General features: G+C 38.5%; 21 protein-coding genes. 16 read left to right on the top strand and 5 right to left on the bottom strand.

Annotation, left to right across the window (positions count from 1 at the left end; all coding sequences use genetic code 11):
* Positions 1-283 precede the first annotated feature (283 nt).
* Both H5090_RS05060 and H5090_RS05055 read left to right on the top strand, forming a co-directional pair.
* A complete protein-coding gene (locus tag H5090_RS05060) occupies positions 284-511 on the top strand; it encodes a hypothetical protein (RefSeq protein ID WP_370626123.1) in 228 nt (75 codons plus the stop codon).
* 201 nt (positions 512-712) lie between these two features.
* A complete protein-coding gene (locus H5090_RS05055; RefSeq protein ID WP_310736306.1) occupies positions 713-1,054 on the top strand; it encodes a GNAT family N-acetyltransferase in 342 nt (113 codons plus the stop codon).
* Here the strand turns inward: H5090_RS05055 and H5090_RS05050 are convergent.
* From H5090_RS05050 to H5090_RS05040, 3 genes are read right to left on the bottom strand one after another with little or no spacing between them, the layout of a single operon-like run.
* Positions 1,051-1,659 (bottom strand): PqiC family protein, encoded by a 609-nt coding sequence (locus tag H5090_RS05050; protein WP_024595769.1) that lies wholly within the window; start codon positions 1,657-1,659, stop codon positions 1,051-1,053. The two genes, H5090_RS05055 and H5090_RS05050, sit on opposite strands and share 4 nt — an antisense overlap.
* Complete coding sequence (pqiB, locus tag H5090_RS05045; RefSeq protein ID WP_182695179.1) at positions 1,659-3,314, bottom strand: intermembrane transport protein PqiB; 1,656 nt, start codon at positions 3,312-3,314, stop codon at positions 1,659-1,661. The genes H5090_RS05050 and pqiB overlap by 1 nt, the downstream gene beginning before the upstream one ends.
* On the bottom strand, positions 3,311-4,477 hold the full coding sequence (locus H5090_RS05040; protein ID WP_024595565.1) for a paraquat-inducible protein A: 1,167 nt from the start codon (positions 4,475-4,477) through the stop codon (positions 3,311-3,313). Before H5090_RS05040 ends, pqiB begins: the two co-directional genes overlap by 4 nt.
* 164 nt (positions 4,478-4,641) lie before the next feature.
* Between H5090_RS05040 and H5090_RS05035 the strand changes: the two genes are divergently transcribed.
* Positions 4,642-5,388 carry an ABC transporter substrate-binding protein gene (locus H5090_RS05035; RefSeq protein ID WP_182695178.1) on the top strand — a complete coding sequence of 249 codons (747 nt, stop codon included), beginning with the start codon at positions 4,642-4,644 and terminating at the stop codon, positions 5,386-5,388.
* Here H5090_RS05035 and H5090_RS05030 read toward each other — a convergent pair.
* Positions 5,377-6,192 (bottom strand): thioesterase family protein, encoded by an 816-nt coding sequence (locus tag H5090_RS05030; protein WP_024595563.1) that lies wholly within the window; start codon positions 6,190-6,192, stop codon positions 5,377-5,379. The two genes, H5090_RS05035 and H5090_RS05030, sit on opposite strands and share 12 nt — an antisense overlap.
* A gap of 241 nt (positions 6,193-6,433) precedes the next feature.
* On the opposite strand from H5090_RS05030, the gene dnaK reads away from it, so the two are divergent.
* The 12 genes from dnaK to H5090_RS04970 all read left to right on the top strand — a co-directional run bounded on the left by dnaK (position 6,434) and on the right by H5090_RS04970 (position 19,755).
* Positions 6,434-8,350 carry a molecular chaperone DnaK gene (dnaK, locus tag H5090_RS05025; protein ID WP_002959064.1) on the top strand — a complete coding sequence of 639 codons (1,917 nt, stop codon included), beginning with the start codon at positions 6,434-6,436 and terminating at the stop codon, positions 8,348-8,350.
* A gap of 202 nt (positions 8,351-8,552) precedes the next feature.
* Complete coding sequence (gene dnaJ / locus H5090_RS05020) at positions 8,553-9,692, top strand: molecular chaperone DnaJ (RefSeq protein ID WP_002959065.1); 1,140 nt, start codon at positions 8,553-8,555, stop codon at positions 9,690-9,692.
* 100 nt (positions 9,693-9,792) lie between these two features.
* Positions 9,793-10,254: a Cys-tRNA(Pro) deacylase gene (gene ybaK / locus H5090_RS05015; RefSeq protein WP_024595562.1), complete on the top strand. Its 462-nt coding sequence runs from the start codon at positions 9,793-9,795 to the stop codon at positions 10,252-10,254.
* 150 nt (positions 10,255-10,404) lie between these two features.
* On the top strand, positions 10,405-10,809 hold the full coding sequence (locus H5090_RS05010; protein WP_002959069.1) for a DUF1761 domain-containing protein: 405 nt from the start codon (positions 10,405-10,407) through the stop codon (positions 10,807-10,809).
* Positions 10,810-10,901: 92 nt separating this feature from the next.
* Positions 10,902-11,270, top strand: coding sequence for a response regulator (locus H5090_RS05005; protein ID WP_182695177.1), 369 nt, complete (start codon positions 10,902-10,904; stop codon positions 11,268-11,270).
* A gap of 304 nt (positions 11,271-11,574) precedes the next feature.
* Entirely contained in the window at positions 11,575-11,826 is a 252-nt protein-coding gene (locus H5090_RS05000) for a hypothetical protein (protein WP_024595559.1), read from the top strand.
* 161 nt (positions 11,827-11,987) lie between these two features.
* Positions 11,988-12,251, top strand: a complete 264-nt coding sequence (locus tag H5090_RS04995; protein ID WP_024595558.1) for a hypothetical protein — start codon at positions 11,988-11,990, stop codon at positions 12,249-12,251.
* Between the two features lie 189 nt (positions 12,252-12,440).
* Positions 12,441-14,171, top strand: a complete 1,731-nt coding sequence (locus H5090_RS04990; protein WP_182692464.1) for an ATP-binding protein — start codon at positions 12,441-12,443, stop codon at positions 14,169-14,171.
* On the top strand, positions 14,164-15,528 hold the full coding sequence (locus H5090_RS04985) for a sigma-54 dependent transcriptional regulator (RefSeq protein WP_182695176.1): 1,365 nt from the start codon (positions 14,164-14,166) through the stop codon (positions 15,526-15,528). Before H5090_RS04990 ends, H5090_RS04985 begins: the two co-directional genes overlap by 8 nt.
* Before the next feature lie 176 nt (positions 15,529-15,704).
* On the top strand, positions 15,705-16,661 hold the full coding sequence (locus tag H5090_RS04980) for a porin (RefSeq protein WP_182695175.1): 957 nt from the start codon (positions 15,705-15,707) through the stop codon (positions 16,659-16,661).
* A 9-nt stretch (positions 16,662-16,670) separates the two neighbouring features.
* Complete coding sequence (locus H5090_RS04975; RefSeq protein WP_182695174.1) at positions 16,671-18,146, top strand: SLC13 family permease; 1,476 nt, start codon at positions 16,671-16,673, stop codon at positions 18,144-18,146.
* A 214-nt stretch (positions 18,147-18,360) separates the two neighbouring features.
* Positions 18,361-19,755: a coniferyl aldehyde dehydrogenase gene (locus H5090_RS04970; protein WP_404936423.1), complete on the top strand. Its 1,395-nt coding sequence runs from the start codon at positions 18,361-18,363 to the stop codon at positions 19,753-19,755.
* A 136-nt stretch (positions 19,756-19,891) separates the two neighbouring features.
* On the opposite strand, the gene H5090_RS04965 is transcribed toward H5090_RS04970, so the two are convergent.
* Entirely contained in the window at positions 19,892-20,617 is a 726-nt protein-coding gene (locus H5090_RS04965; RefSeq protein WP_024595553.1) for a tetratricopeptide repeat protein, read from the bottom strand.
* 781 nt (positions 20,618-21,398) lie between these two features.
* On the opposite strand from H5090_RS04965, the gene H5090_RS04960 reads away from it, so the two are divergent.
* Positions 21,399-22,262 carry a DUF6279 family lipoprotein gene (locus H5090_RS04960; protein ID WP_182695172.1) on the top strand — a complete coding sequence of 288 codons (864 nt, stop codon included), beginning with the start codon at positions 21,399-21,401 and terminating at the stop codon, positions 22,260-22,262.
* Positions 22,263-22,326: the final 64 nt, after the last annotated feature.

Genomic DNA, 22,326 nt, shown 5'->3' with positions numbered 1-22,326 from the left:
ATAGTATTAATTTTTAAACTGCTTATACAAAAACAAAGAAGATGATAAGTTTGTTGTAAAATCATCTTCCAAGTCACTGCTTTTGTACGCGAGGGAGAGACACATAAACAGTTATGTTAAATAGCGGCTTAAGTGAAACGCGTTGGCTTTGGCGCCAGACGGTGCAAGGAGTGCAAACCGCTATTGTTGTGCCTGTAAAAACATCGGCGCAAAAATAATCTGCTTTTTAATTTCAGTCAACAAAAAGTTACATGCAAAACAAAGTTTTTTAGAGGAGCTTACATTGAACGCTGTATTTAAAACAAATCGATTGTTGTTGCGCCATGCAAATGAGCTTGATGCAGCTATTTTACTTAAGCTAGTTAATCAGGCGAGTTTCATAGAGCATATTGGTGATAAAGCAATCTATACCCTTGATGATGCCAAGTCGTACATTATAGGGCCTGTTTATCTTTCGAGGTTAAATTTGCAGCAGTATGTTTGGTATTTAGGCAAGGCAGAGCCTATGTAGTGTGGTTATTCCCCATAAATAGGCGTTAACACTGCATAAATGCCAAACATGCGCTGCCCGAAGGGTTCTACCTAGGGGCAATTAACTCTTTGTTGCTCGGTTTTTACTTAGCCCACTAGGTTATAAACCTCACGCCGCGATTAAATCGCCCCTAGATTGAACAAATTTTAATCCTGAAAGGTCAACAGGCCCTAGTCATTTATTGCTTCTCATGTACGCCAAGGCTTTGGGCCTTACATTATTACTTTGCATAATGCTGTAGTAGTTGGCGTTGTTGGGTTTTATAAACGCGCCGCGTTACTGCAACCTGATTTAGGTTTTGCACTTGTAAGCGGTTTTGAAAAAAAGGGTTATGTTTTTGAAGCGGCCAGCGCACTTTTGCAATATAAGCATGAATTTGGAATTACAAAACTGTGTGCAATAACATCACCAGATAATAGGGCATCGCAGAATGTGTTGTTAAAATTGGGCTTTAAAATAAAGGGCAAGGCGGTTATCAATGATGATACAACCGCCGTGATTATATTGTCACTTAACGATTAAAGTCTTGCTTGTTCTATTTGTTTTGCAACATTTAGGTTTATATTTAGCCATGTTGCTTCAAGTGTCGAAACCAGGCCATCATAGCCATCATCATCAATAGGGACCAATTGCGAAAAATTATTAATACTTATAAGGCGTCGGCCTGTTTCAGGGTGTGTGTAATATAAACGCCAAAGCCCAGAAATATCAGCGTTACCTTGCATATCGCCATTAAAGTGGTGAATTTCGTATTCAAGCTCATAAAACGTTTGTTGATCAAGTTCAGTAATGACCGGTAAGCCTTTTATTACCATCCAGTTGGGCATAGCATTAAAAAGTGTTTGCTGGGCTGTTGCAGTAAGCATTACATCCGGCGATTCGCCCCACAGGTTGTAATTTGCAGCATGAATTTGGTTGCTATCTATTTTCATAGCAATGCCCAAATTATTTAAAGCGCCTCTAAGTACAACAGTTTGTATTCTTAGTTGCGCATCTGTATCTGCAACGTTTCGAGACGATGCACCTATAGGCTGCTCAAACTGGTAATACTGTGTCGCAGTTTGTATTGATGAACTACAACCTGCCAATAGTAATAATAAACTTGCAGTTAAAAATAACGATTTCATTATTGCTTCCTTGGTTTTGGATCTGCTGGTAATGATTTATCAAAAATTAGCATATTAGGTTGCTCGTTTAATCCGCGAGTTAGAGGCTGTAGGCCCTCACTTAAACGTTTAAACTCTTTTAATGTTTGCTGTATTTGATGATGAAGTTCAGAACCGGCTTGGTAACTGGCCATGGTTTTATCAAATTGGCGCATAGTGACTTCAAACTGCTCCATGCTTTTTGTCATCTTTTCGAAATTACGGTTAAAGTCGCCAGGTAAGTTTTGTGTATCTTTTTGGCTTAGCAGCTCTCGCATTTCATTAGCAAGCGCTCGGTAATCGGTAAATGTAGCTTGCATTTGTGCCAAGCTATCTTCAACTTTTAAGTTATTTACCTTATTAAGTACGTCAGAAACTTGATCTGCTAATACAGTTATACCGCTTGAAATACTCGGAAAAACATCATACTGCACAAGTTTACCTAGGTGCGCTTCTGGCGCGTCGGGGTATATATCAAAATCTACATACACAGCACCCGTTAATAAATTACCAGGCTTTAACGAGGCGCGCATCCCACTTTCAATCCAGCCCTTTAAACTGCCTTGCCAATACTCTTTTGCTGAAGCACTGTCATGATACAAGCGTCCGTATTCTACTTTTATAAGCACTGGAACCGCCGTATTATGGTTTCTAAAGTGGGCAGGTTTACCGTCAATAATTACATTGGCAGGGGTTTCAACAACAGTACCTACACGCATACCTCTGTATTCGACAGGTGCACCTGTGCGTAGTCCTCGAACTGACTGTTCAAATTCAATTAGGTAGTAATCAAAATCATAAAAGCGCTCTTCTAACGCCTCTTTATAGCTTTGGCTTAATGAAAAGCTATGCCCATCTTGTGCTATTTCACCCGGGGCCTGTTGTTCAGGTAAACCAACCGAAATACCGCCTTTTAATAGTTTACTCAAAGAGCCCGTATTAATATTGATACCATCGGCAGATAGGTCAATTTCAATTCCTGCGTTCACCCAAAATATTGAGTTCATGGTGATCAGATTTTGATAAGGGGCTTTAATAAATACGCCGTACTTCATTGCTTGGTTTTCCCAATCAAAAGTGGCGGTTTCTATTTGCCCTATTTTATAATTTTTGAAGAATATACCGGTGCTTACATCAAGTACTTCAGCGTTGTAACTCATTAATTTAAAACGACCACCTTTCACATCTTTACCAATGAGGGCGGGTTCATCTTGTAACTTAAAACGCTCTTTTAGTTCTTTACTTTCACCGGGTGAAAACTCTAAATATACACCAGACAATAACGTACTCATCCCGCTAATACCTGTTTCATCAATGCGTGGTTTCACGACCCAAATTTTGGCATCGTTAGTCAGTAGCTCGTTGTAATTTTTATCTATTTGCGCGCGAGCAATTACGCTGTCTTGCGTGTCGGATAGCCTAACATGATCAATTTGACCTATTTTTACACTGCGCACTTTTATTTCAGTCTTACCTGCAATAATACCTTCTGCTTGTGGCATTTCGATAAAAATAGTAGGGCCTTTATTAGCTTGGTATTGGTATAACATCCACATGCCCACTAAAAGCGCAATTGCCGGAATGATCCAGATAGCGGAAATTTTCGGTTCTTTTGTTATTTCGGCGGTTTCGGTCATGCTTTGTTCTCTGATTTTTTGTTTTTAGGGGAATCCCACAATAAGCGTGGGTCAAAGGCATGGGCAGCCATCATTTGGCATATTACCATAACTGTAAAAAATACAATGCCTAATCCTGGCGTTACTGACATTAAATTACCCAGTTGAACTAAGGCCACTAAAATAGCAACCACGAATACATCTATCATCGACCATTTACCAATAAACTCAGTCAGTTGATAAATTCGGGTGTAACTTTTTGTATGTTTATTGGCAGGCCTTGTAACCATAAAGCATAAAAAGCTCAATACAAAAGCTTTAGCAAGTGGCACCACAACGCTGGCTAAAAATATAATAGCGGCAATAGGGTAGGAGCCACTTTTCCAAAGAGTAATAACACCACCAATTAAAGTCGAAGGGGATTCATCCCCAAGGCTAGTGGTGTGCATAATAGGTAAAACATTTGCTGGAATATAACAAACAACAGAAGTAATTAGCCAAGCTGCTGCTTTTTGTACGCTATAAGGGTTTCTGACGTGTGTTTTTGTATGGCAACGCTGGCAAATATTACCGGTACATAGTTGATGGCACACATGGCAGGCTTTAATATTTTCATCTATTGCACGTTTAGCATGCTCTGCGCCTTCGAGTACTTTTACAGGCTTTATTTGAGCCCATAAGCGTGGGCGATTTAAGTGAACAAGTGCAGCTATGTATAAAATAACAAACCCCACATAAGCCCAAAAACTCGTGCCGAAGCTAATATCAGCCAGCGACATGATTTTAACCATACTAACAAGTACGCCAATTAAAAATATTTCCGACATAATCCAAGGCTCTAACGCCAAAGTGAACTTTAGTAGTCGCCTTGCAATGCTCTCTGGTAATGCTTTTAAAAGCCCAAGATGCAAAGGAATTAAAATAACAAGCAAACCCATGGGCAGGGCAATAATGCTCAAATCAATAAATAAGCCAAGTAGCTCACTATCATAATTAAACAAAATTCGAGCCGCGTCGGGCAGTGTAATAGTTTGAGTTATACCGCTACTACTAAATGAAATAAAAGGGTAAAACATACTGCTGAGCAACATTAATAGTGCGCTAAAGCTTAGTGCTACTATGCGACTGTCGTGATTAACATCGGCTTCGCAAAGTTTATGGTGGCAATGTGGGCATATCGCCATTTGTTTTGCGATTATGCGAGGTATATCTATGATCAGATCACAACAGGGGCAGACAGTTTGCAATTTAATACCAAGCAAGAAGAATATTTCTTCAATTTTGCTATATTTAATACATTAATACAACGCGTTCTGCCATCAAGCTGCTCGTTATGTAAAGGAAGCGTGTGAAATATTATTTGTACTGCATACTAATGTGGCTCTTTATTTGTTCGCAAAATGCTGTGGCTATTAATAAAGAGCGAGAAGTAATTATCGCCGCGAGCGCATCAATTCCGCCCTATGTTTTTGAAAAAACAGACTCGGGTATACACCTAGGTTTAATCAAAGCCGCGTTAAAGGCTAATGGATTTGCCAATATTAATGTGCAATATATGTCGAATAAACGCGCTGAGCATCAATTGCATAATAAAGGAGTAGATATACTTTTAAATTATGCAGGAGGAAGTAGTCCATGTATTTACCCAAGTAAACCGGTACTTAGTTATGAAAATGTAGCCATCACACTCAAGCGAAATAAATATAATATTGATGAAATAGAAGGCATGTTTAATAAAAACGTCCTTGCTTTTCAAAATGCAACTGCATATCTGCCTTCTATATTTAAAAGTAATGTTAAACACTTTAGCTCATATCAAGAGGTTATTAATCAAAAGGCGCAGGTAGATAAGCTGTTAAAAGGTTGGGTGGATGTAATTGTGTTAGATAAGCGTATTTTTTACTATTACTACAATCAACATAAATCACCCGAAGCTGTGCAAATTTACACTTTATTTCCAAAAGCAGAGCGACCTGCTTATTTTAATAACCTCTCTTTAGCTACTGAGTTTGATATAGGTTTGGCGCTCATCAAGCAAAACGGTACTTATAAAAGAATTGTTGATGAAGGCCAAACCCATTCATCAATCAAATAACGCCACTGTTTGACGTGTAAGCGCTATTAGCTCACCGGATTGTGACCATATACAGCCATCTTCTAAACCATAGCCATCTTTTGAATGATGAGTGATTGCTTCAAAGCCAAGCCATTCGCCAGGTGATAAGTTTGGCTCTTGTACAAACTCTAAATACCATGACATGCTACTAGCTGGAGCGGGTTGTTTAAACATTTGTAATAACGTAGGTGGCCATGCATCTGTTAATGCAATTACATGCGCTTCAGTTATTTGTTCGGGCGTATGTTTAAAGCGCATCCATCCCCCTAAGTGAGACGTTTCTGCGCTGCTAAATGGCATGGCACCTTGTTGAGGGCATAAATCAACATGTTGAAAAAATTCAGGCATCTGGCCTTTAATAAAAGGTAGAGTATGGCGCTCGTCTACCGGTTTTAACCCTAAAGACTTTGAAACAGGCACATTTACACCCGACTCTCTACTTTTAGCAAAACACGCTTGTACAATTACACACACTTGTTCATTTTGAATGGCTTTGGCGAGTACCTGTGTGCTGCTTTTACCTTGTCGTAATATTTCTACCGATAACGAAAAAGGAGTATCAGCTAGTAATGGCCCTACAAAATTTGTACTGAGTGAGAGTAGGCGACGATCATTGGATACTTTTCCTCTGATAGCTTGATACAACAGTGCGGCTGAGAGCCCACCAAAAGCAGTTCTGCCTTGGCACCAGTTTTCTGGAAATTGCATTGTGCTAGTTAATTGTTCGGTATTGTCTGAACTTCCAATTTTTGCAGCTTGGAGAAGTAATTGTTCAAAATGCATGAAGATGACCTTTTATAGTGCGATTTAATAAATTTATAACACAACCAAACTAGTCAGACCAGTAATTAAAAACGTCTCTGGCGGTGCAAAAATCACCATTCCTTACAATTATTAGGGTTATTTTGTAAATAAATCACAAAAAATGGATTTTTTTTCATTTTTACAGTTGAAATAAGTTTGGCGCATCCCTATTTACTATGTCATCGAACGTATTAACGAATATTGAAGTTGGAGAAGTTTCATGGGTAAAATTATTGGAATCGATTTAGGTACTACAAACTCTTGTGTTGCAGTACTTGATGGTGGCAAAGCACGTGTTATTGAAAACGCGGAAGGCGATCGCACAACCCCGTCTATTATTGCTTACACGCAAGACGGCGAAACATTAGTAGGTCAATCTGCTAAGCGTCAAGCGGTTACTAACCCGACAAACACATTATTTGCAATCAAGCGTTTAATTGGTCGTCGTTTTGAAGACGAAGAAGTACAACGCGATATCGGCATTATGCCGTTTAAAATCATCAAAGCTGATAACGGCGATGCATGGGTAGAAGCGGGTGGCGAAAAACGCGCTGCACCACAAATTTCTGCTGAAGTACTGAAAAAAATGAAGAAAACGGCAGAGGACTTCTTAGGTGAAGAAGTAACTGAAGCTGTAATCACAGTACCTGCATACTTTAACGATTCACAACGTCAAGCAACGAAAGATGCTGGCCGTATTGCGGGTCTTGAAGTTAAACGTATTATCAATGAGCCAACTGCTGCGGCACTTGCTTACGGTATGGATAAAAACCGTGGCGAAAACATCGTTGCAGTATATGACTTAGGTGGCGGTACTTTCGATTTATCAATCATTGAAATTGATGAAGTTGAAGGCGAGCACACTTTTGAAGTACTTGCTACAAACGGTGATACTCACTTAGGTGGTGAAGATTTCGATAACCGTGTAATCAACTACTTAGTAGCTGAATTCAAGAAAGATCAAGGTTTAGACTTAAAAACTGATCCTCTTGCAATGCAACGTGTTAAAGAAGCTGCTGAAAAAGCAAAAATTGAACTGTCATCTGCACAATCAACTGAAGTAAACCTTCCGTATGTAACTGCTGATGCATCTGGTCCTAAGCACATGAACGTGAAACTAACACGTGCTAAGCTTGAATCACTAGTTGAAGATTTAGTAACTAAATCTCTAGAGCCACTTAAACGTGCACTTGCTGATGCTGATTTATCAGTAAGCGACATCAACGATATTATTCTTGTTGGTGGCCAAACACGTATGCCTTTAGTACAAAAAACAGTTGCTGATTTCTTCGGTAAAGAACCACGTAAAGACGTAAACCCTGATGAAGCAGTTGCAGTAGGCGCAGCGATTCAAGGTGGTGTACTTGCTGGTGACGTTAAAGATGTACTATTACTAGACGTTTCTCCATTATCTCTAGGTATTGAGACAATGGGCTCAGTAATGACAGCATTGATTGAGAAAAACACGACGATTCCTACTAAGAAATCGCAAACATTCTCAACAGCTGAAGATAACCAATCTGCTGTAACAATTCACGTGTTACAAGGTGAGCGTAAACGTTCAAGCGACAATAAATCTCTAGGTCAATTTAACCTAGAAGGTATTCGCCCAGCACAACGTGGTACACCGCAAATCGAAGTAACATTCGATGTTGATGCCGATGGTATCTTACATGTATCTGCAAAAGATAAAGATACAGGTAAAGAGCAAAAAATCACAATTCAAGCATCTTCAGGCCTAAGCGATGAAGAAGTTGAAAAAATGGTTCGTGATGCAGAAGCACATGCTGAAGACGATAAAAAGTTTGAAGAACTTGTAGCTGCTCGTAACCAAGCTGATGCTCTAGTACACGGTACTCGTAAGCAAATTGAAGAAGCTGGCGATGCATTACCAAGCGAAGACAAAGAAGCGATTGAAGCGGCTGTTGTAGATTTAGAAGCTGCTATTAAGAGCGACAACAAAGAAGAGATTGAAGCTAAAACTCAAGCTCTTGCTGAAAAGTCTCAAAAACTAATGGAAATTGCACAAGCGAAAGCACAGCAAGGTTCAGCAGATGCAGGCGAGCAACAGCAATCAGCTAAGCAAGACGACGACGTTGTTGATGCAGAGTTCGAAGAAGTGAAAGACGACAAGTAATTGTTGCTAACGCTTCTCGCTAGCCAAAAACACTTAACTCAATCGAGTGTTTAGGTTAGGATGAACAATTGAGGCGCGCGAGCAATAGCTTGTCGCGCCTTTTGCATGTATTTAAGGTTTGAAAATTCAATGATAAATCGATGCGATTTATCGGTTTATCCAGCAGCTCACGCTGCAAACAGAAAAGAGTAGTGTGATAGATATGTCAAAACGCGATTATTACGAAGCCCTCGGCGTAAGCAAAGATGCGAGTGAGCGAGACATAAAAAAAGCGTATAAACGCTTAGCGATGAAATATCATCCAGATCGTACCGCAGGCGATAAAGAGCTTGAAACTAAATTTAAAGAAGTTAAAGAAGCTTACGAGATTTTAACTGATCCTCAAAAACGCCAAATGTATGACCAACATGGTCACGCGGCATTTGAACAGGGCGGTGGCGGTGGTCATGGCGGCTTTGGTGGCGGACATGGCGATTTTGGTGATGTATTTGGTGACGTATTTGGCGATATTTTTGGTGGCGGCGGTGGTCGACGTCAATCTCGTCAACAACGTGGTTCTGACTTACGTTACAACATGGACTTGAGCTTAGAAGAAGCGGTTCGTGGTAAAGAAGTTGAAATTAAAGTACCAACATGGGTGGGTTGTGAGCCATGTGATGGCAGTGGTGCTAAAGCAGGTTCTAAGCCTAAAACATGTACTACGTGTCATGGTGCTGGCCAAGTACAAATGCGCCAAGGTTTCTTTGCTGTTCAGCAAACGTGTCCAACGTGTCAGGGACAAGGTCAGATTATTTCAGACCCTTGTAACAAATGTCATGGTCAAGGCCGCGTAGAAAAAACTAAAACGCTTTCAGTTAAAATTCCAGCTGGCGTTGATACAGGAGACCGTATCCGCTTAACTGGGGAAGGTGAAGCCGGAATGCACGGCGCGCCATCTGGCGACTTGTACGTGCAAGTATCTGTTCGCGAACATGAAATATTTGTACGTGAAGCAAATAATTTATACTGTGAAGTACCAATTAGCTTTACAACAGCAGGTCTTGGTGGCGAAATTCAGGTGCCAACACTTGATGGTCGTGCAAAACTTAAAATACCTTCTGAAACGCAAACGGGCAAAATGTTCCGTATGCGTGGCAAAGGCGTTAAGTCTGTTCGAAGTGGTGCCCAAGGCGATCTAATTTGTAAGGTAGTAATCGAAACGCCAGTTAATCTTAACGAGCGTCAACGTGAACTACTGCAAGAGTTAGATGAAAGTATGGGTACAGATAGCTCGAAAAATCGTCCTAAAGAGCAAGGCTTTTTTGACGGTGTTAAAAAGTTTTTTGATGATTTAACTAAGTAAATTTAAATTATTATTAATAATGAAACGGCGCTTTTTAGCGTCGTTTTTTTTGCTTTAAATTTTATTTTTGTTACTGTTAAAAAAAACACGATTAAATAGTATGACCCCAGCAATCGAATTACTTAAAAAACAAAAAATCCCCTTTGAAGTACTCAGTTACGAACACGATGCAGGTAATAGTCAATATGGGCTTGAAGCTGTTGAAAAGTTAAATTTAGATAGCGCCCAAGTATATAAAACTCTCGTTCTTGAAACACACGAAAGGCAGCTAATTGTTGCTGTTACTCCTGTGTCGCAACAAGTTAACTTAAAACAGTTGGCAAAATTATGTGGTGCCAAAAAAGTAGCAATGGCTGCCCCGCAAAAAGTTCAAGCTAGCACTGGTTATATTTTAGGGGGAGTAAGTCCACTTGGACAAAAAAAACGCTTAGCTACGTTTATTCATAGTAGTGCTTCACTTTTTGATACTATTTATGTGAGCGCCGGAAAGCGAGGTTTAGAAATCGCACTCTCCCCAACTAATTTAGCGGCGTTAACTAGCGCTAAATTTGGCGATTTATAGCCTTTATTTTTAAAATTACTCTCCATAAAGGCAATTAACTCAAGTTAAGCAATTTGCTCAATACCTTATTTGTAACTACATTGAGAGTATCTTTATACCGTTAATATTTAATACCAAACGGTATTACACATTTTGTATACGGCTGTTTGTATGAACCTTTTAGATGTAGATTATTTTGCAATACTGGTGGCTGCACTGTCTTCTTTTATGCTTGGCGGCATATGGTACTCAAAAGCACTCTTTAAAAACGCTTGGCTAGAAAGTATTGGCTTAACTGACCTTGATTTACAATCAGCCAATCCTAAGTTGATATTTGGCGGCAGCTTCTTTTTAGTATTTATAGCGGCTTTAATGTTGTCTCTATTTTTAGGTAAAGACGCAAGCTTAGTTGAGTGTATAGGAACAGGCTTTGTAATCGGCTTTTTTTGGATCAGTAGTTCACTAGGATTAAGTTATATATTTGAGCAACGCCCTTTAAAGCTATTTTTAATTAATGGGAGTTACTGTATTTTACAGTTTTCGTTAATGGGGCTTATTTTAGGTATTTGGCCGTAAGGGTTGAGTTGCCATTAATGCCCGGTTTGATTCTTACCTGAGAGTAGAGTAGGTTTATATAATCGTATTTACATGATTTGGTAGCGGTATTAATGAAAATATTAGTAGTTGATGATATGCCACTCATGCGTCATGTTTTAATTAATATGCTAAGAAAGTTGGAGTATTGCAATATCGTTGAAGCTACAGATGGATTACAAGCTTTGGCTTTATTACGTGAGCAACATTTCGATTTGGTTATTACAGATCTTCATATGCCAAAAATGGATGGCGTTGATTTACTCACAAACATTCGAAAAGACAGAGCCCTTGCCTATATTCCTGTGTTGATGGTTACCTGTGAGGATAGTACAGATAAAGTTAAGCAAGTTATTGCAGCTAAAGTATCGGGGTTTATAATCAAACCTTTTAATATGAATGTACTATCATCTCAATTAAACCGCTTCTTTTTCAAAGATTAGGTTATATTTTTCATCATCATTAAATTATTATGAGCTCACTTTAGTATCCATACCGCGTAAAAATTTTAAAACCCAGTGGTCACCTTTACCCACCTAATACAAATGAGCAATAATACCTAATCATTTTGCGAGGCTAAATGTGTCGCTCCCTGTGTTAAAAAATTCTCATTTAGAACAGTTAAATAGCGAATTTTCGCCTAGCTATCAACACGTTTTTCTACCCTCAAATAGATCACTTAATTAAACGAATTGCTATAAACTGGTATCATAAAGAATAATTTTTTATATAGTACTGAAGGACTTAATGGCAAAACCTAATAAAAAAGGCCCAACTAAAACGGTCGATATTTTTTGCTCTGCTTGTAAAGCTTCCTTATTTAAATATCGAAAAGGAGGCAAAGGAGCATTAGTTAAGTGTTTTAAAGAGCGTATTAGTCAAGACTTTACACAAGAGCCCTGTATTTGTCCTAACTGCAGTCGGCCTTTTGCCCGAGAAGCGATTATTCGTGGTGCACCTGCCTATAAAATAATTGGTGGCAAAGTAACGTTTAAATAATTCAGATACAGTAAAATTTCTTCATACGGACATATGGCCTTGTTAGAATTTACCATATTGATAGAATCGCTCGGTTTGCTGTTTCAATGAATGAAAAAATACCCTCCCCATGGATCGGGCCAGTTTATTGGGTTATTTAAAAATGGATAAAGGATAGTTTCGTGATAGCACTCTTATTTGACATCATAGGTATGACAGGTACTTTTTTAGTAGTTGGTTCATTTTTCTTACTGCAGCTAGGAAAAACGTCTCCATCTAGCCTAACGTATAATATGATGAATTTAACAGGGGCGATTTTGTTGTTAATTAGCCTTTGCTATAACTTTAATTTAGCGAGCTTTGTGATAGAAATATTTTGGATAGCTGCTTCATTAATTGGTTTATACAAATACCTAAAAAACAGATCAGCTTTAGCTACAAATTAATAACGTATTAATTTTGTTCTAAACCTTAAACACTGCAAGCACACCTGTTTGCGGTGTTTTTTGTTTTAGGACTAGATTTAATTAACAAGTATAATTAAATTCATTTGTTAACAAAAAGTTTATATCCCTGCCTCATATAAGTCGTTACACTAGCGACCTTAAATTTTTAGGCTATTTCTCGGGTAGGCCATGTTTACGTTTTCTAAAAAAATAATTACAGTATGTATATTATTAGTATTAATTTTGGTTGTTACATTTTGGGTAGGCCGCGCTCACGATATTGAAAAAGCAACAGCTCAAGCGCAGCGTCAGGTCACTCAATTAAATAATTACATTGATACTGAACTCGCTCGTTTTTCGGCTATTCCCCAGCTACTTACTTATAATCAGTTAATGATTGAATTTGCAAACGGCGACCAAGCCCATTACAACGCTATAAATAACTACTTAGCTGATATACAACAAGCCAGTGGTGCATCAGATATATTTGTACTGAATGCCCAAGGCGCAGTAACGGCAAGTAGTAACTGGCAAGCCGACTACACATTTTTAGGCAGTAACTTTGCCTTTAGACCTTACTTTAAGCGTGCATTTGCAGGTGAAAAAGTGGCCTACTTTGCACTAGGTATGCGTTCAAAAGAGCGTGGTATTTATTTTTCGCAGGCTGTTTATCACGACAACAAAGCGGTTGGTGTTGTTGTATTAAAAGTGAATGTAAGCAAATTTGAAAACGACAGAGAGCTTTTAAATACATCTAAAGGTAGCCATTTTTATTTAGAGCTTAGTGATAATGTAATTGCGATGTCTGATATGCAAACATGGCGTTTAAATAGCTTCAGTGAGTTTGATATAACAAAGCGACGTAATATAAAGTTACGCCGTGCTTATTTAGATCATCAACCTGTATATATTAAGCAATTTCAATATAAGAGCCAGGGTATTTCGCATTTCAGAATTAATAAAAACCTTTATGTGAGTGCGACAAAACCATTGCGTTACTTTAGTGCACATATGAACGTACTTGTTGATATTACAAAAGTAAATTCAGCTCAATTAATACGCTTGTTTTGGGCATTTAGTATTTATGCTTTAGTTATGATTGTTGGTTATAGTTTACTTGCTCGTTTTGCGGGTTATAAAAAGCTCGTTTACTCTAGGCATAGTCTTGAGCAAAAAGTGATTGAGCGCACACAAGAGCTTGAGAAAACGCAAGTTGCATTAGTTCAATCAGCAAAACTTGCAACAATTGGGCAGTTAAGCGCAGGTATTAATCACGAAATAAACCAGCCCCTTAGCGCTATGAATACTTACCTAGCAAGCGCCAAACGTTTACTCGCTAAGCAAAATTACACCGCACTTGGCGAAAGCATAACTGTGATTGAGGGGCTTGTAGGTCGCGTACACAAAATAGTGGGGCAGCTAAAACATTTTAGCAAACCATCACAAACTCAATTAAGACCTTATCCGTTAGCTGGTTTATTAAATAACGCCTTGATGATTGCCAGCTCACAACTAAAACAAGATAACGTACACGTAGAGCAGCCTAATTTAGATAGTGGGTTAATAGTGTGGGTTGATTCACTTAAATTTGAGCAAGTGTTGGTTAACTTAATAACTAACGCGAGCCAAGCTATGAATGGCGCAATAATACGTAAATTAAGTTTTAATGTTGAGTGCTTTGATAATCGAGTAAAACTCTCAATTTTAGATACAGGGCCTGGAATAGAGCAACATGCTTTTGGTAATATTTTCGAACCTTTTTATAGTACTAAAGAAAGTAACGGCTTAGGCCTTGGACTATCTATTTCAAAACAAATCATTGACTCGTTTAATGGCTCTTTAAGTGCGCACAATCGACTGCAAGGCGGGGCTGAGTTTATAATCAGTCTATCAAGCACGCAGGATAAAACAGATGATTGAAAACTCACCGTGTAAGCACATCATTGTAGTTGATAATGAAGCGATGATCAGAGATTCATTAAAGCAATTACTTACTCTCGAAGGCTATACAGTTGAGTGCTTTAATGATGCAAGTACGGCTCTAACAAAGCTTAATCGACGTTTTATGGGCGTTGTACTGAGTGACATAAATATGCCTGCAATGGATGGGCTTACTTTGCTTGAGCAAGTCACGGCATTTGATAGTGAACTGCCGGTTATATTTTTAACAGGGTACGCCGATGTAACTATTGCTGTTAAAGCTATGCAATTAGGCGCGTATGACTTATTTGAAAAACCAGTAAACGAAACATTGCTTGATTGCATAGCAAGAGCATGCGACAAGCGTAGCTTAGTGATTCAAAATCGTGCACTAAAACTTGCTGTACAAAAAACCTCAGCGCCGGGTGTACGAATACTGGGTGATACTCCTAAAATGCAAGATATGATGCATTTACTCAATACGGTTATTGATACCCCAGCTGATGTAATGATTGAAGGTGAAACTGGCACGGGTAAAGAGCTTGTAGCGCGTTACTTACACGATCAAAGTATTCGCTCAGCAAGTAACTTTGTGGCTATAAATTGCGGCGCGGTGCCTGAGCAGTTGATAGAAAGCGAGTTATTTGGTGCTGCAAGTGGTGCCTATACCGGAGCAACTCACACTCGTAAGGGAAAGTTTGAATTCGCACAAGGTGGTACTGTTTTTTTAGATGAAATAGAAAGTACCCCAATGTCGTTGCAGGTTAAATTATTACGCGTATTAGAGGAGCGAAAAGTAACTCCAGTAGGTGATAATAAAGCAATTGAATTAGATATAAGAATTGTTGCAGCCACTAAAGTAGATTTGCTTTTATTAGTTGAAAAAGGTGAATTTAGAGCAGATTTATATTATCGACTAAGTTTGGTAAAAGTAGATATACCACCACTTAGAGCTCGCAAAGCAGATATAGTATTACTGTTTAAGCATTTTAGCTCTATTGCAGCAACACGCTATCACAAGCCGCCAGCACCTCTTAATAGCGAAATACAACAGCGACTCTTAGCGTACGACTGGCCTGGTAATGTAAGGGAGCTTAGAAACCAAGCTGAGCGCGCGGTTTTATTAGGAGTAGAACTTGCTTTTAGTGTTAGTAAAACGCAGGCTAAAGGTGAGCTTTCTCCCGATTTAAGCTTATCTGAAAAAGTTGCTTTTTATGAGCAGTCGTTAATAGAAGAAGCCCTAGAGCGTAACCATGGCAGTATTAAAAATACGATGGATACACTGCAAATCGCTCGTAAAACCCTTTACGATAAAATGAGTAAATACAATTTAAACCGTGATATGTTTATTGACTAAATTGTGTGGTTTATGTGACAACTTCGTTTTTATGGTGTGTGGGAAACCGCACATTTATTCTCTTTTTTATACGCAACACCCATTAACCATCTGAAATATAAAAGTATTTTACCATTGGCAGTAAAGTTGCCTTATTAGGTCTGACAACAAGTAGATTCTAATAATTAGGACACATAATGATAAAGTTTACACACTCTACTATTTTACTCACCTCAATAAGTAGCTTTGCTTTTTACTCGTACACGGCTTGCGCTACTGAATATGATGTTTATGGTAAAGCCGAAGTGCAAATTGCTAATACAGATACGGGTATTATGCGTTACGCAGAAGAAGGCACGCAGATTGAAGCGCCATTTTCGCGTATAGGTATTCAAGGGCAACACAAATTAAATGAATATTTAAACGTTGTTTTTAAATACGAAGTGCAAGTAAAAGGCTTTGAGCAAGATGACACCGAAGAGCCATTTAGTGCAAGGAATACATACCTTGGTTTAAAAGGTCAATTTGGCGAGCTTGTAGTGGGAAGAAATGATACTCGCTTTAAATACTCTGAAGGCAAAGTTGATAACTTTAATGAAACCCAAGGTGACATAGCTCAAGTTATTGCAGGACAAGATAGACTTGGTGATACGCTAACATACACTTCTAAGTATTGGCATAATACGCAGTTTTCGTTTACTTACGCTCCAAAAGACGACAACAAAGATAACGAAGATGGATTTGCAGCAACCTTTATTTATGGTGATCGAAGCTTAAAAAACACCTCATATTACTTATCATTAAGCCATGTTGATTCTCTTAATAATATTAATGCGAGCCGAATAGCAGCAGCCTATAAATTTGAACAATTACAGCTTGGTGCACTGTATCAGCATTCTGAATCAACAGATGGTATAAAATCAGGTAACGGTTATGTGTTAAGTGCAAGCTATACGCTTGATAAATGGGTACCTAAATTACAGTTTGCTAAAGATGACTCTTTACTTCGTCAAACTTCTGAGGCAACGCAATGGACTACGGGCCTTGACTATGTATTTGATAAGCAAACAACTGCTTACCTTTTATACACCGACCTTAATTTAGAAGAACAAGACGACAGCAGTGTTGCGCTTGGTCTTAAATACAAATTTTAGAGGCCTGCCATGACAGATAATATACTCACGCAAAAACCAGATAAGAAAAGACATTTCCAATGGCTTTTTTTGATACTAGGCCCTGTAGTAATGCTATTAACATGTTTACTCGATCCACCAACGGGTATGTCTGTAGCGGCATTTAAAACCGCAGGTTTAGCATTTTGGATGGCGTCGTGGTGGGTGAGCGAAGTAGTACCAATTCCAGCAACTGCTTTGCTCCCTCTGGTAATATCACCACTTGCTGATATAGCAGCAATTAAAAGCGTGGCTGCCCCGTATGCGCACCCGCTAATATTTTTATTTTTAGGTGGTTTTTTAATTTCTATTGCTATGGAGCGTTGGGGGTTACATAAACGTATTGCGCTAAGCACCATGTTATATGCGGGTAAAAAGCCAAGCTTGCAAATTTTAGCAATGATGCTGGTAACCGCATTTTTGTCGATGTGGATGTCAAATACCGCAACAGCTGTAATGATGCTGCCTATTGCGCTTTCAATTACTAATTTAGTTAAGCAATCAGACCCGAGTAATGAAGGTTTTGGTAAGGCTTTACTGTTATCAATCGCTTATGGTGCAAGTATTGGTGGTATTGCTACCTTAATCGGTACTCCGCCTAATGCTTTAATGGCTGCTTACTTGTCAGATAGTTACCAAATAGAAATTGGCTTTGCGCAATGGATGATTGTAGGCGTACCACTGTCTTTAGGCATGCTAATTATTAGCTGGGTTTGGCTTACTAAATTTGCGTATAAAGTAGATGCTAATATTAAAAACGATCAAAAAATTGATACAAAAGCGGTGTTTTCAACGCAGTTAAAAAGCCTAGGTATAATGCAGCGCGCCGAAAAAGGCGTGTTATTTGTGTTTGTTTTAGCAGCACTGTGTTGGATATTTAGACCTTTATTAGGTGATATAACAGGTCTTAATATTTCAGATACTACTATTGCAATTGCAGCGGCATTGCTGTTGTTTGTAATGCCAGCGAATAAAGGCAAAGATGAGCGTATCCTTGATTGGGAAAGCGCAGCTAAAGTGCCGTGGGGCGTTTTATTATTATTTGGTGGCGGGCTTACACTTGCATCTCAAATTAAGTCATCAGGGCTTGCTGAATTTATTGCTCACCTAATTGAAGGCGCCAGCACTATTCCACTTGTTATGAGTGTACTTGTTGTTGTGGCATTAATTACGTTTTTAACTGAGATCACAAGCAATACAGCAACTGCAGCTGGCTTTCTTCCTTTGTTAGGGCCCGTTGCAGAGTCTATAACAGGTTCACCATTGGTTTGGGTTATTCCTGCAGCTATAGCGTGTAGTTGTGCGTTTATGATGCCGGTAGCGACACCACCAAATGCTATTGTGTTTGGCTCAGGGCAAATTCAAATGCGCGACATGATAAGAGCGGGTTTTGTGCTAAACATTGTGGCTATTGTATTAATTACGCTGGTTACAATGACGATTGCAGCCCAAGTATTTGGCTTTTAAAGCTGAACTAAATTAGTTTCAACCAACCTATTCCAGAGTAGCTTTGTTTATATTTACAGTTTTAAACAAAACTACTCTTTATACTTATTTGTAGTACTCAAGAAGCTCTTTTTTAGATAATTAGTGTTATTGCTCGAAAAACAGAACAAGGTTATAGTCGTTAATAACTTTAAAAATTGAGTAACCTATTTTGAGCACTGAGACATCACAGGCAATGCCTTTAATTCCCCAGTTTGATGAATTGCGAAAAAGCTTTCTCGAAACGCCTTACTTGCCAATTGATAAACGTCTCGTTTTATTAAAAAAACTCCGTGTACGTATTGTTGAACTTGAGCAAGAGCTAGTGGATGCTGCTTCAAAAGACTTTGGTTACAGAACCGCTTTCGATACTCTACTTGGCGATATATTGCCTACGGTTCAAACACTCGCGCACATAATCAAAAAGCTACCAAAATGGGCAAAGCCAAGTAATCGCTCTGTGGGTTTAAGCTTGTGGCCTTCAAAAGTAAGTGTTAATTATCAGCCCAAAGGTGTGGTTGGTATTATTGCACCGTGGAATTACCCTATTCAGTTAGCGTTAGTACCTGTGCTTACCGCCATAGCTGCTGGTAATAGAGTGATGCTCAAATTAAGCGAGTTTACACCTCACACAAACGCCGTTATCGAAAAAATATTTAAAGACGACATGCAAGCGCATTGCAAAATAATACAAGGCGGTAGCGACGTAGCCGCGCAGTTTTCATCACTGCCATTTGCTCATTTATTATTTACGGGTTCAACGGCCGTTGGTAAATTAGTAATGGCTTCAGCGAGTCGTAATTTAACACCAGTAACGCTCGAACTCGGTGGTAAATCGCCAGTTATTATTACGCAAAATGCCGATATTAAAAAAGCGGCGCAAGCTTTACTGTTTGGAAAAATGGCTAACGCAGGGCAAATATGCGTTGCTCCCGACTACGTATTTGTACCCAAAGAGCTTGAGCATCAGCTTATTCAGCAATTATGCGAGTTGTATAAAAAGCATTTTAAAGACGGTGTTGAAGGTAAAAACTTAACTTCTATCATTAGCGATGCGCATTATAAACGTTTGGCAACCTACTTAGAGCAAGCCCAAGAACTGGGTGCAAACATTATTAAGCCACTTGAACACAATCAGCAAGACGAAGAAAAGCATCGTATGGGGCTGCATTTAGTGACTCAAGTAACTGACGAAATGCAGCTTATGCAAGATGAGTTATTTGGTCCAATACTGCCAATAATGAGTTATGAAAAGCTCGACAGCGCAATTGACTATATTAAAGCTCATCACCACCCATTAGCGCTTTATATTTTAGGCCAAGATAAGCACGCTCAAGAATACATTATGAAGCAAACAATCAGTGGCACTGTGGCAATAAACGATACCTTAGTGCAAGTAACTGCTGACGATGCTCCTTTTGGTGGTGTAGGCCATTCAGGAATGGGGCATTATCATGGTATAGAAGGTTTTTTAACGTTTAGCCATGCTAAAAATACGTTAGTATCGGGCTCGTTTAATCCTCGCATTGTTATGCTACTAAAACAAAGCAAACTTATTATTAAGCTTCTAAAGTGGCTTTACATAAAATAATAGGGTGCTGATTTGGTAAAGTTGAATAGGTGTTAACTTGCTAATCAAGATATATTAAAAAGGCTGAATTACATTATGTAATTCAGCCTTTTTTAGGTTAGTTTAAAGCTACGGTCTTAAACTCTAAAATAAGACTTTAAAATAAGCGACCTTCGCCAGCATAGGTACCCACTTGTATTTTTGCATAAATGGCATCGGCTTTTTCTTTAGCTGCTTCAATTTCTTTAGGCAGCATTTTACGCTCATCAAGTTTACGGCTATGACTCGCTTGCATATTACCGTTGTACTCAGCGATAGTATTCCAAATATATGACTTTTCAAGATCTTTTGGCATACCTAGTCCTTCAAAATACATGAGGGCTAAATTAAATTGCGCTAAAGAGTAATTGTTTGCAGCTGCTTTTTCGTACCAGTTACGTGCCGCTTCATAGTCTCGTGTAACACCCACGCCATTAGCGTACATTACGCCCAAATTAAATTGAGCTGCAGGTAAATTCTTCTTAGCTGCTTTTTCAAATAAGGTAACTGCCATTTGATGATCAAGTTTAACGCCTTTACCTTCATCGTATAAAACAGCTAGAGCAAACATCGAATCAGCATGGTTTTTTTTAACGCCTTGTTGATAAAGTGCAGCTGCTTTGCGGTAATCGCGTGTTACACCGTATCCACCTTCGTATAATTTGGCTAGTTCGTAAATTCCTGGCGCAAAACCTTTATCTGCTAGGTATTGGAATTCTTTTAGGGCGACTGCAAATTCACCTTCGTTAGCTGCTCTTATGCCATCTTCTAATGTTGCATGAGCGAAAGGGCTGGCAAGTAAAACGCCAGCAAGAATGAGTGCTTTTAAATTAAACTGTGACATATTAATGTCTCCAATTAGTAATAGTTTCGATAGATTTTAGGGCCAGTACATTTTTTAGATTAAACATCCACTGCTATTTAGGCTCGCCCTTGAGGCGGTTTGCTCTTTGTTGCTCGGTTTTTTAATGAGCTTACTAAGTTACAAACTTCGCGCGGCGATTAAATAGCGCCTAGATAGAACAGATTTAATCCTAAAAGGTCAACAGGCCATAGTTAAATGCTAATTTATTAAATTTTTGCACTATTTGCACATTATAAACGTTTAATACCCAATACATTTATGTAAAGACTAAATCGGTTTCTATAAATAGATGCAAAAAAGGGTGTCTACTGTTATGTTTTACGCCAGCTTTAGTGTAAACGCAAGGCGGTACCTTATAAGATCGTGCGTATAAAATGTAAATAACACCGCGGTGGACTTTCAAGGTAAGTAAATGAGTTTAAGAAGTGTAAGATACAGATTTTATAGAAAATTTAAAGATATAAAAAAAGCCCGTTAGGGCTTTTTTGAGTCATATTAACCGTCACTAATATGAGCAATGTAGCAGGTAAATGTGATATTTGGTGTTATTACTTGGGTCGAGTAAGTAATACCACGAAGCGGCACGTTCTTCTTTTAATGTGTCAGCATCCTTGCTGAATATCCTTCCATAGGCACTGAGGTCGGTACACTTTGTTTCTGATAATGATTATTAGTTAGATTACTGCGCAAGTCAATACTTAAATGATAATTATTATCAAATAAGATTTTCATGATTATAAAATTTAAAATAAGGAAAGTGATGCTTAATAATCTTAAAGCTAAAAAAGTGATAAATGCATGCTTTGCTATCAGCATGGTATTTTTGTGTAGCTGTTCAGCCTCATTCACTTATAACAACTTGAGCTGGCTTTCGTCATTTTGGGTAGATGATTATATTGATTTAAATAAAACACAAAATAAGCAGCTCAAACAGATTATTAACACGACCCAAGCCTGGCACAGAAGTACGCAGCTGCCTGCCTACAAACAAGACATTCAAAATATTAAGGCACTTTTTAACACCACACTAAGCAACGATCAGTTAAAAGAGCAGGTGGTTTTTGCTAAAAAGCATTGGCAAAACCTACTTGAATACGCGCACATGCCTTTAGCTGAGCTTGGGGCAACCTTATCAAGTGAGCAAAGAGAAGAGCTTTTAAACAATATTCAAATAAAAATTAACGACGAACGTGAAGAGTTAAACGAACAAAGCCCGCTTGAGCGAAAAGATGAGCGTTTGGAAGAGCAATTTGAATACTACGAGCAGTGGATAGGCAAACTTAATAAACAACAAAAAGCGCTGATTAAATCAACTAATGAGCAACATCAAGACTCAGAAGCGTTGTGGTTAGAGTACAAGCAAACCCGTTTGAATGCGGCCAAACAGGTATTTACAAATGCTGAAATTACAAAAAAAGAATTTATAAATCAGTTGAGTACAGTTATTAAAGAGCGCGAACTATATATGAGCGACGCACTATTGAAAACCAATGAAGCAAACTTAGATTTATATATAAATTTACTCTACGAATTAAACTCAACCTTAAATGATAAACAACGCCAAAGCGTTAATGATCAATTTGATGAGTTAATTGAGACCTTAAACGATATAATAGAAAATTAAATTGTGCGTGAATTATTAAGTTTTAAATTAGCTGTTTAGGCTGATTTGTTTTTAAACGCAAAAA

Source organism: Pseudoalteromonas sp. SR43-5 (assembly GCF_014163835.1).
In the GTDB taxonomy this organism is placed as follows: Bacteria; Pseudomonadota; Gammaproteobacteria; order Enterobacterales; family Alteromonadaceae; genus Pseudoalteromonas; species Pseudoalteromonas distincta.
The sequence above is the reverse complement of the archived record's forward strand: the minus strand, read 5'-3'. Positions and strand labels throughout refer to the sequence as shown.